Annotated in this window: 8 protein-coding genes; 2 read left to right on the top strand and 6 right to left on the bottom strand. The window is 41.9% G+C overall.

What is annotated here, in order from left to right:
• The first annotated feature begins 296 nt into the window (after nt 1-296).
• Nucleotides 297-2,702, top strand: a complete 2,406-nt coding sequence (locus AAG747_RS01675) for an alpha-ketoacid dehydrogenase subunit alpha/beta (protein ID WP_346819380.1) — start codon at nt 297-299, stop codon at nt 2,700-2,702.
• A gap of 15 nt (nt 2,703-2,717) precedes the next feature.
• On the opposite strand, the gene AAG747_RS01670 is transcribed toward AAG747_RS01675, so the two are convergent.
• Nucleotides 2,718-3,335: a 4'-phosphopantetheinyl transferase family protein gene (locus tag AAG747_RS01670; RefSeq protein WP_346819379.1), complete on the bottom strand. Its 618-nt coding sequence runs from the start codon at nt 3,333-3,335 to the stop codon at nt 2,718-2,720.
• A gap of 321 nt (nt 3,336-3,656) precedes the next feature.
• Between AAG747_RS01670 and AAG747_RS01665 the strand changes: the two genes are divergently transcribed.
• On the top strand, nt 3,657-4,577 hold the full coding sequence (locus AAG747_RS01665) for a WD40 repeat domain-containing protein (RefSeq protein WP_346819378.1): 921 nt from the start codon (nt 3,657-3,659) through the stop codon (nt 4,575-4,577).
• Between the two features lie 86 nt (nt 4,578-4,663).
• Here the strand turns inward: AAG747_RS01665 and AAG747_RS01660 are convergent, their stop codons facing one another.
• From AAG747_RS01660 to AAG747_RS01640, 5 genes are all read right to left on the bottom strand, one after another.
• Entirely contained in the window at nt 4,664-5,065 is a 402-nt protein-coding gene (locus tag AAG747_RS01660) for a DUF1987 domain-containing protein (protein ID WP_346819377.1), read from the bottom strand.
• A 5-nt stretch (nt 5,066-5,070) separates the two neighbouring features.
• Nucleotides 5,071-5,628 carry a SiaB family protein kinase gene (locus AAG747_RS01655; protein WP_346819376.1) on the bottom strand — a complete coding sequence of 186 codons (558 nt, stop codon included), beginning with the start codon at nt 5,626-5,628 and terminating at the stop codon, nt 5,071-5,073.
• 47 nt (nt 5,629-5,675) lie between these two features.
• Entirely contained in the window at nt 5,676-8,312 is a 2,637-nt protein-coding gene (locus AAG747_RS01650) for a tetratricopeptide repeat protein (RefSeq protein ID WP_346819375.1), read from the bottom strand.
• 828 nt (nt 8,313-9,140) lie between these two features.
• The gene (locus AAG747_RS01645) at nt 9,141-11,594 is read right to left on the bottom strand and encodes a bifunctional UDP-N-acetylmuramoyl-tripeptide:D-alanyl-D-alanine ligase/alanine racemase (RefSeq protein ID WP_346819374.1); all 2,454 of its coding nucleotides are present in this window, start codon (nt 11,592-11,594) and stop codon (nt 9,141-9,143) included.
• Nucleotides 11,595-12,056: 462 nt separating this feature from the next.
• Nucleotides 12,057-13,454 carry a TolC family protein gene (locus AAG747_RS01640; RefSeq protein WP_346819373.1) on the bottom strand — a complete coding sequence of 466 codons (1,398 nt, stop codon included), beginning with the start codon at nt 13,452-13,454 and terminating at the stop codon, nt 12,057-12,059.
• Nucleotides 13,455-13,576 lie beyond the last annotated feature (122 nt).

The raw sequence follows: 13,576 nt of genomic DNA, 5'->3' as shown, positions 1-13,576 counted from the left end.
TAAGCCTTCAAGTTCGTTTTATATCAATGGTACGTCACAATTATTTCCGAAAGGTAAAAGAGATTTTTCTACAAGTCAAATCTTCTGAAGCAAAAGCCACTGCCATGAAGTCAAACCCTTCCTCCGTTTCCCTTGTTACTCAAGTAAATCCACCTCTTTTCTATTCCAAAAACCTTGTTAAAAAGCCCTAGGGGCTATATTATAAAGGCAGCCACGTACAATGCCTTATTTTTATTAAATTTGCTAGACCCTTAATCAATCAAAACACCATTAACAATTACTAAAACCCCATTACCGTGTACGTAGAAGACCTTACTAAAAAAAGCCACTTTACCAAAGAGGAAGTGCTAAACGACTACCGCCTTGTATGCGAAAGCCGGGAAGCCAGTTATATCGGGCGCAAAGAAGTTTTTATGGGCAAGGCCAAGTTTGGGATTTTCGGTGACGGAAAAGAAGTTGCTCAAATTGCCATGGCAAAAGCGTTCAAGAACGGAGATTTCCGCTCAGGGTACTACCGGGACCAAACGTTTATGCTTGCCATCGGTCAACTGACGCTGGAAGCCTTCTTTTCGCAACTATATGCTCATACAGACGTACAGGCAGACCCCTCTTCTGCCGGCCGTTGCATGAACGCTCACTTTGCTACCCGCAGTTTGAATGAAGACGGTAGCTGGAAAGACTTAACCCAACAAAAAAACTCCAGTCCGGATGTATCGTCTACCGCCGGGCAAATGCCTCGCTTGGTGGGTTTGGGTTATGCGTCCAAACTTTACCGCAACAACCCTCGACTGGCCGAAATCAAAGGCTTTTCAGTCAATGGAAACGAAATTGCTTTTGGTACCATTGGCAATGCAGCTTGTGCCGAAGGCCCCTTCCTGGAAGCCATCAATGCGGCCGGGGTATTACAAATTCCCATGTTGATGTCCATTTGGGACGATCAGTATGGAATTTCCGTACCGCATGAATATCAAACCACCGGAAAAGACCTGTACCATTTGTTATCAGGGATGCACAGAAGCGAGGAATCCAACGGAATAGAACTATATCAAGTGAATGGCTGGGACTATGAGAAGTTATGTGCGGTTTACCAAAATGCGGAAAGCTTATGCCGGGAGGAACATATTCCGGTGGTGATCCATGTCAACGAATTAACCCAACCCCAAGGCCACTCTACTTCCGGTTCGCACGAACGGTACAAAAGCAAAGAGCGCTTAGCCTGGGAAAAAGAATACGATTGTAATAAAAAATTCCGGGAGTGGATATTGAGCCAAGAATTGGCCACTGAAGAAGAAATCCGGGAAGTGGAAAGTGCAGCTAAAAAACGAACCAAAGAAGCCCGGGAAAATGCTTGGAAGGCCTTTGTCAACTCTATGAAAGACGAACATTCCCAAGCAGTTTCCATTCTAAGCGAAATCTCGGAACTGGCAGGAAACAACCAGGAGCTCAAACAAATTAAAACCGAGCTGGAGAAAACTTTAAACCCGATCCGCCTGGATGCCATTAAGGCTATCAAAATTGCTTTACGGGAATTGCGTTTTGAGCAAAACCCAGTCAAAGAAAAAGCCCGGCAATGGCTAAAACAGGTGATGGCAGAAAACCGGGAACGCTATAGTTCACATTTATACAGTGAGTCAGCGGAATCGGCTTTAAATGTAGCGGAAGTCAAAGCGGAATTTAACGAGCAAAGTAAAATAGTAGATGGCCGAGAAGTCTTAAATGCCTGTTTTGATCAGATGATCAGCCGGGATCCGCGCGTATTTGCCATCGGAGAAGACGTAGGGAAAATCGGTGATGTGAACCAAGGCTTTGCCGGTTTGCAACAAAAGCACGGAGAGCTGCATGTTACCGATACGGGGATTCGCGAAGCAACCATCATCGGGCAAGGCATCGGAGCGGCCCTCAGAGGCCTTCGCCCTATCACGGAGATTCAGTACATCGATTATATCTTCTATGCCTTTATGACGATGACGGATGACTTGGCAACCATCCAATACCGCACAAAAGGCGGGCAAAAAGCTCCTATGATCATCCGGACCCGGGGGCACCGCCTGGAAGGCATCTGGCATTCCGGCTCTCCCATCGGTTCTATTTTGCACTGTACCCGGGGAATCTATATGTTGGTCCCCCGCAATATGACCAAAGCAGCCGGTTTTTATAATACCATGTTGCAATCGGATGACACTGCTATCATTATCGAATGCCTCAACGGTTACCGCCTGAAAGAAAAAATGCCAAAGAACATTGCTGAAATCACGACACCGCTGGGTATACCGGAAACCATTCGAGAGGGAGACGATGTCACCATTGTCACCTATGGGTCTATGTGCCGGATAGTGATGGAAGCAGCCGAACAATTACAGCAGACAGGGATTAATTGCGAAGTAATTGACGTACAGTCTTTGCTGCCTTTTGACATCGACCATAAAATCGTAGAATCCATCAAGAAAACCAACCGGGTGATCTTTGCCGATGAAGACGTACCGGGTGGTACCAGCGCCTATATGATGCAAAAAGTGGTGGATGAACAAAACGCCTACCGTTGGTTAGACTCCAAGCCGGTATGTATTTCGGCCAAGGAGCACCGTCCTGCATACGCCAGTGACGGTGATTATTTCTCCAAACCGAATCCGGAAGACGTTTTTGATACCGTGTACGAGATGATGCATGAGGTAAACCCGACTCAATTTCCACCACTTTATTAGAGAGAGGATGCCAAATCAACTGGTCAGTGCAATCATATATTGATCCTGCCGTAGGAAATGAAGGGGAACATGATGTATATGTTCTCCTTTTTTTATGGTGCCTTCAGACGATGCCAAATCCAGAAATATATCCTCTTTCAAGCTTAATTGCTTCTTGCCAAAAAATTTATACAAGGCTTCTTTGGCGCACCAACACCGGGTCAACTCATGGGCATCCTCCATGGAAAGTTGAGCTTTTTCTTCTGAAGACAAAAATTTATCAACCACCCGGAAAATCCGGGGAGTAACCTTTTCGATATCGATGCCCACAGGTTTTTGTTCATGGAGAATACCCAATGCATATGTATCCGAATGGGAAACCGAGATATGAAAATTACTATTTTTCAAAAAGGGTTTGCCACAAGCATCTTTATCCATTCCGGCAAATGGCAACTGTTTATACTCCATCAATGCTTTCACTACCGCCTTTCCAGCCAAGGATTGTTTGCGTTTCAAAACATTCCGGATTTGTCCTACTTCTGTCAAATCACAGGTATTGTCTAACCATTCGGACAAGACGTGTTCCTCCTCGGTTATTTCCCAAATTCCCCAATGCAGGTGTTTATGTATTTGTCGGATATTTATTAAAGGCATTTCTCTTACTTATGTGAACAGACGGCTCATAGTACAATTTCCAAAATCAGCCATTCAAGTGTACTGATATTCATCCGGTTTTCAGCATTGTTTGATGGCCGGAAAATTTCACATACAAATTGAATGATCTTTCAAAACTACCTTTTATCCTGTTAGAATGATATTCTTTTTATAAGAAAATTTATAAAAAGAATAGGCACCCCTCCTTCACCACCGATGCCATAAAGCCTTATATATAAATATTTCCCTTGTGCCAACTACTTTCTGACTTGTTTAGGATAAACTTGCAAGGAGGTTTTCATTGAAAAGTATACAGATCTTATGAGGCGAACTAACGTTGACGTAAAGAAACTCAGCTCTTTTACCGGGCATCGCGATAGTATTTATGCATTATCTTCTTTAGTGGGAAGTTCGGTTTTTTATACCAGTGGAGGCGATCAGTTGGTGGTACGTTGGTCACTGGAAAGTCCGGATCAAGGAGAAGTCATTGCCCAAATGCCTAACTCCGTGTACACCCTGGAAGAAATACCCGGCAAAGACCTGCTATTGGTAGGGCAAAACACCCAAGGCATACACTTATTGGATTTGGTGGAGAAGAAGGAAATCAAAACGCTAAAGTTAGCAGATACCTTTATTTATGATATTAAATACCACCGGCAAAAGTGCTACATTGCTACCGGTACCGGAGGGGTTTTCGTGGTGGATTTGGACCGATGGAGAATTCTACACCATCAACAATATTCCAAAGAAAATGCCAGAGTAATTGCCATCAACACAAAAGATGAAGAATTTGCCGTAGGATTCAGCGATCAATGTATCCGGATATTTGATTTGAATACCTTTCAGCTAAAACAAGAGCTGGCTGCTCATACCAAATCGGTTTTTGGCTTAACCTATTCACCGGAAAATGACCTGTTGTTAAGTGGTAGTATGGACGCGCATTTAAAAGTTTGGAAGCAGGGCAACTATACCCAACGTGAAGATATTGTGGCACATATGTACACCATTAATGATATTGCTTTCCGGCCGGATGGCAACTACTTTGCTACCGTCAGTAAGGATAAAACCGTAAAGATCTGGGATGGCAAAAAACATCAATTGTTAAAAGTTATCGACCAAGCAAGGCATACAGGCCACGCTAATTCGGTCAACAAAGTGCGTTGGGTGGATGAACATAAACTGATTACGATCAGTGATGACCGCTCTGCTATTCTATGGGAGCTTCAGTTTTACGAAGTGTAGTTCTCCCTCTCTTTAACAAGCAACAGCGGGTACTCTATTCAGATAGAGTACCCGCTGTTGCTTATATGAAAAGCTCTAAGGATTTACTAGTACTCAACCAGTTTCATATCAATGCCGGTATCGGCAATAAAATCTTCCGCTTCCATCAAGTTGTCTTCATCATCTTCCGGATAGTACCAACTCACGGTCACTTCTCCTCCGTTCTCTTGATATTGCTTGAGCAATTTCAAAATATCCAGGATACACTTGGAAGAACTGGTATTAAAATAACTCAATTTAAATTTAAAATCAATTGGCTTTTTCACCTCAGCAGTCGTATAGGCTCTCAACCATTCCATAGGCTTTGAGTAAAACTCCCAGGTATCTTCCAAATACGATTCACCTTCAATAAGGCACTCCCCTGTTTCCGCATCAAAAAGGATATGAGGTTTAAAGAAGGTATTGTTTTCTGATTCAAATTCCAGTCTGTCTAATTTGATTGTTTCCATGAGAATTATACAGTTTTTGTGATGGTAACAGTTAATGAAAAAAATGAATAATCGTTGTCGACTTCTCTGACCTCTATGTCTAAAGGTTGGCCCGTCAATAACGCTACGTGAATCAGCCCAATCCCCGCACCTTTACTGCGTTCGCCTTGGGGTTTGTTCCGTTGCTCCCGTTTATACTTTCTCAACTCCTCTTTGTCCAAAGAGTTGATAATGGCACAGTTGGAGAGCAATTCATCCACATATTCATTTTTAACCAAGTTGCCACAAGAAAACTTATAGGCATTGTCAGAATCTGTGAGCAACAGTGTACCGACACTATCTTTCCGATTGGCAAAAAACACTTTTTCAGAGGAATAAAAAAGCATATTTTGCGCAAGCTCCATAAATACCGAAAACACCTTTCTGCTTACTCGGGGATTGTCACTAAACTTGTCTCTGATGTCCCTACTTATTTCAGCCATCAACACATCTGTAATAGGTCCTTTGTAAGATATGACTACACTACTACGATTGGTGAAATTGTAGTAATCGTACAAGCTTAAATTTTGGATTGAACTTGTCATTGTCTTCTATAAATTTGTCGAGTTAATTAATATTAGTAGAAAAAATGCTATAAACGCACCCCAATCAAAGTGATATCATCCCGCTGATCTGCGTCTTTTTGATGAGTATCCAACGTTTCTTCCAAACGCTGTAGTTGGGTTTGAATATCATGATAAGCCTCATTGCGCACAATTTCACGCAACTTTTTAGAGCCTAAACGTCTTCTGTCACCATTCGCTGCATCGATGTAACCATCGGTAGTCAAGTACACCATGCTGCCTTTTTGCAATTGTGTTTTGTGGTTGGAGAAGGTATGGACTTTCTCTTTTTGCCAACCTCCAATAGACTTCCGGTCAGCTTCCAGCATCACGACTTCCCCATCGCTCACAAATAATAGAGGACATTTCGCCCCACTGTACTCCACATTTACGATATCTCCTTCACCGTGCTCAATCCGGCACAAACAAACATCCATACCGTCTACATTGGTGGAGTCTCGTTGCTTCAAAGCTTCTCTCACCCCATTGTGAAGTTCTTCCAGGATTTTATTCGGTTGATAGATTTTCTTTTCTTTGACGATCTGGTTGAGCAATGTATTTCCAATCATCGACATAAATGCGCCCGGCACACCATGCCCCGTACAATCCACAGCCGCAATAAAGGAATAGGGCTTTGCATGGGTAAACCAGTAAAAGTCTCCGGATACCATATCTTTCGGGCGATAGATCACAAAATGCTCTGCAAAATGCTTATTCAGTACTTCCGGAGGAGGAAGGATCGCATTCTGGATACGTTTTGCATAACGAATACTAGCTGTCATGCTGGCATTTTTCTCTTCCAACTCTTCTTTTTGCTGGTTGATCTCAATGCTGGCTTCCCGCAGCTGGTTGGCAGAGGCTTCAATTTGTTCTTTTTGCTTCTGGATTTTCTCGTTTTGATCCGCCAGCTTCCGGTTGGCTTTTTGTTTTCCGATATATCCGGCAATAATCAAGATCAAAACGGCCACAATCAATACGATAATACCAATCCCAAACTTCCTCATGGTCTTCTCTTCTTCCAGCTTCACATCTTGCAGTTCTTTTTCCCTTTCCAGAAGTTGAATGGCTTTCGCTTGTTCTTTATCCTGTAGCTCTTTTTGTTTTAAAGCCAACTCTTGGATACGCTTATTCTTATTCAACAAGGTAATTTCCTTGTCTTTTTGCTCGGCATCCAGTTTTCGTTTGGCCAATTCCAATGCTTGTAATGCTTGTTCTTTTTGTAGCTCCTGAGCACGGAGTGTGGCTTCCTTCAACCTTCGGTCGCGCTCCAATAAGTCTTTATCCCGTTGCAAGAGTGCCAGTTCCTGTTCTTTCCGGTCGGCTTCCACTTGTAGCTTTTCCACGGAAAGCTTGGACACTTCCTGGTCTTTCAATAAAAGTTTTAATTCTTTTTCCTTCTTTTCTGCTTCCAACTGCCGTTGTAGCAATTCCTCCTGATACTTACGTTCTTGCTCAATTACTTCATCACGAAGCTCCACAAAGCGCCTGTATGCATGCAAGGCTTTTTTATTACTTCCGGTAGCCTCGTATATCTCGGCCAGCTTACGATAACCTTTTTCCATCAACCTGCGGTCACCACCCTTTTCAGCCATATCGATGGATTTTTGGATATGGTTCCGGGCACGGGGCAAATCGCCCAAGCCCTGGTAGATGGAAGCCAAGTATATATGAGCATTGGCAATTCCTACCGGCTCGCCAATTTGCTTCCGGATGTCCAATACTTCGTTAAAGGAATCTAAGGCCCGGTCAAACTCGCGGTTTCGTTGGTAAATCACCCCCACATTGATCAACATACTGATGCTAGCCTCTTTGTCCAGATTATTATCCCGGTTGATTTTCAACGCCTCTTCAAAATGCTTCAAGGCAAGATCATCTTTTCCTAACTGTTTATAGATCACTCCAATCTCATTCAAGAAGTGACTTTCGCCTTCCTTGTCATTCTGTGCGCGTTTAATGCCTAAAATTTGCACATTATAATCCAAGGCTTCTTCATACTTTTTGGCCTGAAGGCTGATATCAGAAAGGCGCTTTAAGGAGAGGGCATAATTGTGTAAGTCGTTTTTCACTTGGTAGTATTCCGCTACCTCCTGAAAGTACTTCATGGCTTCCTTATAGTCGTTCACTCTGAGCCGTGCATACCCTATCACTTGCAGGATTTTAATTTGCAAGGCTTCATCGTTCACTTCCTCTGCTATTTCCAAAGCCTTCACATAATGGTCTGTTGCTTTGTCATTGGCATCCCAGTTCTGATACAAATTTCCGATGTCGATATTCAAATCCACTTTTTGATTAGGATCATTTCCTCCTCTTTCCACGGCTTGCATGGCTTTGAGGTAATAATCCAATGATGCCGGAAATTGCCGTTTGATCATTTCAATCTTTCCAAGCACCCTGGCAGAGCCAACAATTCCATTATAAAACTGATGTTTTTGGGAAAGTCGGTACCCCTGTGAAGCATGTTCCAGGGCTTCTTCCAGACGGTCATTTTGTAATTCCGCTTCCGCTAACCTTGCCAAAACCGTGGCCTTAGCCGTATCACTTTTGGAGAGCGCAAGTTGGTCCTGTAGCTTTTCAATGTCCTGAGCTAATGCTAGTTGACATAATGCGATAATTAGGAGAATTAAGGGGAAAAACGCTCTTAAAAAGCGATTTTTTTTATCGTGCATACCCAATAAAATTTAGAGTAAGAGATTAAAAAACTTCTTATGTAAAAAGTACTTTTAAAACGATAATTAGTTTCTTTTTTCAGGATAATCAAAACAAATGACAAAATACGAGCAAAAGTATATGTAAGATAAAATACTCAATTTGCATTTATCACCGTTCAAAAATTGCATTATCTCAACACAAACTACACCTACCTAAAGAAACCAGCCCCTCTATTACTTCAAAAAATACAATCATTTTCCACAATACCTTTTCAAATCCGAGAAATTACTACAAGGTTCACAGAAAAACCTATCAATGTAATTTTACAACTAAAAAGAATAGCTTTTTAAGTCCTCATCAAACAATCGGCAAGTAAGGTTCAAATAACACTTCTTATGAATTGGCAATTCTTTGAAACAATACGTTTCATACCTTACTAACTACCAAGTATAAGTGATCAAAACTATATAAACCCAAAATGAACTATTCAGAAAAAAGCAAAGAACAAAAGCATTAACAATCAGCTACTTGCACAACAAAAAAGGATAAAAAGAAGGAAGAATTGAGGTTTTTTAATAAAAAAAAATACGAATTAAAACGCGTACTACGGCACAAATCAAACAACTACATAAAAGACTATATGAAGTGAATTAACCTTTTTCTTTTTCCTAAAAAATGTTTCAAAAAGGCCTCCTCTGTGTTACTTTTTTCAACAATAGCTTTGGCTGTTCTCTTCAAAAAGTGCCTTGATGAGCCGATTTGGCTTCCACCTTCGTTCAAAAACCATAAGTTTAAACCACTTCTATTTCAACACATTCAACTTCCAAGTCATTTACCAGTAATCATCACTCTGTAAAAAATACCCTTTTGACCCTGCCGTTCACGTTGGTCAAAATTTCAAAGGGGATCGTTCCGATCGCTTTTGCCAAGGTAGAAATCGTAGGTTGTTCGCCAAATACAATGACTTCATCCCCCTCTTCTGCTTCGGGAATATGAGAAATATCTACCATCGTCATATCCATACAGACATTGCCAATCACCGGAGCCAATTTTCCCCGGATAAACACCTCTCCCGTACCTCGGCTGAACCGGCGGTCAAAGCCATCCGCATACCCAATGGCAATCGTAGCAATCCGGAGGGGACTAGAAGCTAGCCCGGCCCGTCCGTATCCAATGGTTTCTCCCTTTGCTATTTCTTTAATTTGAGAGATAGACGTTTTCAGGGTTCCCACACATTGTAATTGCTGCTGATACAAGTTGTTAACATCAACCCCGTACAAACCAATACCTAAGCGAACCATATCCAATTGCGCCTCCGGAAAGCGTGTAATGCCCGCTGAATTACATATATGTTTGATAAAGGAATAGCCCAAGGCTTTTTCCAAACGATGGCTTAATGTGTTGAAGGTCTCGATCTGTTGTTTTGAAAATGCATTGTGCATTTCATCATCGGCTCCGGCCAAATGTGAAAAGGCACTGACTACTTTCAGGGTATTTTTATATTGGTGGAGTTGCCGAGCGAGTGTTTCAAAATCTTTCTCTTCGAAGCCCAACCTATGCATTCCCGTATCAAATTTGATATGAACTTTTGCCACCGGAGATTTTCGATTTTTCCGGGAATGCTTTACATACCCGGCATAGCTTTCCAATAAATGAAGGTTATAAATCTCTGGTTCCAGGTTATAAGCCAACAACTTATCAAAGGTTTCCGTGGCCGGATTCATCACCATCACCGGCAAGCGGATACCTTTTTGTCTCAAGTATACTCCTTCATCAGCATAGGCGACCGCCAGGTAGTCTACCCGGTGGTATTGCAGCAAACTGGCCACTTCATAGCTTCCACTTCCATAGGCAAAAGCCTTTACCATCACCATCACCTTCGTATCCGCATGTAAAAGGCTTTTATAAAAATTCAGATTGGCTTCAATTGCATCCAGGTTCACTTCCAAGCGGGTACCGTGCACTTTTTGGACTAAAGCAGCACTTACTCGTTCGAAGTTAAACCGTCTGGCCCCTTTGATTAATACCGCCTCTTTTTGAAATCTTTCCGGTTGAAATTGAGCTAAAAAGTCTTGAGTAGAAGGATAAAAAGCCTGTTCGGAAAACTGAAATACATCCTGATGGGCTAGTAGCTTCCGTCCAATCCCGATAAACTTGTGTAATCCTTTTTGCGAAAGTAGATTTTGGATGGCTTGGCATTGTTTCCGCTCATTTCCTCCCGCTTCCAGCATGTCGGACAAAATTAAGGTTTTCTTTCGAAACTCACTGTGTTGGTCCAAAAACGAAAGCGCTACTGATAAGCCCGCCAGGTCGTTATTATACGCATCATCTATCAACACACAGTTGTTAATTCCTTCTTTAATCTCCAGACGCATTTTGGGTAAACGCAAGCGTTGAAGACGCTTTTCCAAATCGTCCAACGGCATACCCAGATAGCTATAAACCGCAATACAATGAAGGATATTTTCTACGGAAGCCCGGTCGGAAAAGGGCAATTCCACTTCAAAGGATTGCTCTTGCCAAACAATTTTCACCTTGGATTTCCAGGTATCTTTTGAAAACAATTGAAAGTGAATATCCGCCTCTTCCGCTTGACCCCAAGTAAGTTTTTTGCAGGGCAGTTTTTGTGCTTGTTCATCAATGGCCCGGTGATCTTTGCAGTACACCAACACTTGGCAAGCAGTAAACAAACTCAGTTTTTCTTTAATTTTTTGCTCTTGAGATGAGAAGCCTTCTGCATGAGCCGGACCTATATTGGTAAATATCCCTATGGTAGGTTGAATCATTTTCTGCAAATGTTCCATTTCGCCCACCCTCGAAATACCCGCTTCAAAAATGCCCAGATTGTGTTGTTGGTTCAACTCCCATACGGACAAGGGTACCCCTACCTGGGAATTATAACTTTTAGGGCTTTTCACAATGGAAAAATCATCTTCCAGTAAGCTATACAACCACTCCTTGACAATCGTCTTGCCATTGCTTCCTGTAATCCCGATCACCGGAAGTGAAAACCGTGCCCGTTTATACGCCACAAACTCTTGTAAGGCTTTGACAGAGCTTTTCACCCGACAGCATTGTATTCCTGGTAGTTGATGAATTTCTTCCGAAAGATCTTTTTCCACAACAAAGCGCCTTACCCCCCGTTCGTACAAGTCTTTTATATAGTGATGCCCATCGTGCCTTTCTCCATAAATAGCAAAAAATACCGTTCCCTCCCCGCTGATCAGTTTCCGGCTGTCAATCAGGATATGTTCACATTGCCAAAAGGCTTCGTTGAAATCGGTTTGTAGAGGAAACATGATTCGAATCTGGTTTTATCAGGTTAAAACATTATTCTTTATAAGGTTTTTTGAGGAGGAATTGTAAAAAATTGCGCAAGGAAGCCTCAAAAACAACTATATAAGACTTATGTTTTCAAATTTATACACTAGCATTCAATCTTCAGGTAAGTTTCGAACAAAAACCAGTAGAAGCTGTAGCCAAGAACTGTATAACAGTTTTACAAATTCGCTGTAGGAGATGCCCCTTCAAGTCCCCCCCTTTTGAGGATGAAAATTTTCAGTTTAGAATGCTCAGAAGGTCATCTTTATGGTCCGACATTTCGGTGGTCCGACATTTCGGTGGTCCGACATTTCGGTGGTCCGACATTCGGTGGTCCGACATTCGGTGGTCCGACATTCGGTGGTCCGACATTCGGTGGTCCGACATTCGGTGGACCGACATTCGGTGGACCGGCTTTCGAAAAATAGTAGAGCGATGTATCAATATAAGCGTCCCACAGCCCAATACAAACCCATACGGGCTGTATTAAAATTTACGAGCAACTCAATGAGCTTTGCCCTTGCCTGGATTAAATCTCTCTCCCTTGAGTTTATCAGAAACAGGGAGCTCTCTCCATTGTTAAATTTCTGCCTTTCGCCTTGCAATAACCGGCGATAATTATTTACAACACCCGTAAAAAGCACTACTTGTTCCTGCAAACTTATTTGTTTATTATAATAGTCTTTTACCTTATTTTGTAGTTCTAACAACTTTTGTTGTTGTCCCAATTCCGTCTTTTGCATTTTCAATTGGGTGAGTTGCAAATCCCCCCTTTGTTGTCGCAAAAAGAGAGGAAATCCGAACTCTACCCCCCACTTATAATTTTGACTGGACAAACCATTTATAAAATCAACACCAGATGGCTCATTTAATAGCATATAGTTCAAATTGATTTTAGGTTTTAAGCCTTCGATTTTCAATCGCTTTTCCACTTTCATAGAAGTCAACTGATAACGGTACAATTGCATTTCGGGATGGGTTGCCTCCAATTGCGTCAAAAAGGTTTCCAGCGTATCCGAAGAGACTGCATTAATTAAATTTATTTTTTCAATAACGGGCGGACGTAAACTATCCGTAATCTCCAAAGGAGTATTGTTTTCAAACCATAAGAAAGTAGACATCTCTAAAGTAGCCCCTTGATAAAGAAGCTGATATTGATTCCTATCCATCATCCGGTTCTGAAGATGTATAAAGGCCTCCAGGGTGTCAATAGCCGGTTTATCTCCCAATAAGAAACTTTGTTTCACCGCATTGAAACGGGTCAAAGCCAGTTGTACCGATTCAACATATATCTGATACTGATGCCATACTCCTACCCACTTCCAGTAATGTTGGATAGCATCATAATATAGATCATTCATTAACTTCTGTTGCTCTGCCTGTACCGATTCAGCAAAAAGTTTTGCCTGTTTCAATATTGCCCTGCGCTTGTCTATAAATAGCCCTTTCCCGATAGGGACGGATACCCCGACCTTCCACAAACCGGAAAGAGGGACCTTGTTTTCCGGATTCAGAAACAAGCCCTTGTTTTTTTCAAACTCAGCTTTCACTTCAACACCGTACCAGGTTGGCACTTTTAACCCTCCGTTTAAGATGCTGAAGTATGTTTTATCTTTAAAATACTTTTGGTCCAGTTGAGTAAAAAGATACGGATCAAATGCTCCTCTGGCTTTTCTTACGGTACTTTCTCCTTCCTTCAAGAACAATGCTCCCTGAACAGAAACCGGATGATACTTTTTAACAAACCAAATCAACTGTTCTTGGGTAAATTCGGTTGTAGAGTCCTGCCCTAATGCAGCAAGAGGCAACCCCAACATTAACAGCAATAAGTAGTGCATGGCCAACAATGATTTTTTTTGACAAGCTAAAAATTATCGTAAAAGATGGGCTAATAAATAGGCATATCCCAGAAAACATATGTTCAAAAAGAACTTCAAGATTCAATGTTCTTTTGTGGTTC

This window comes from Rapidithrix thailandica (assembly GCF_039710355.1).
In the GTDB taxonomy this organism is placed as follows: domain Bacteria; phylum Bacteroidota; class Bacteroidia; order Cytophagales; family Flammeovirgaceae; genus Rapidithrix; species Rapidithrix thailandica.
This window is presented reverse-complemented; position numbering and strand designations above follow the sequence as displayed.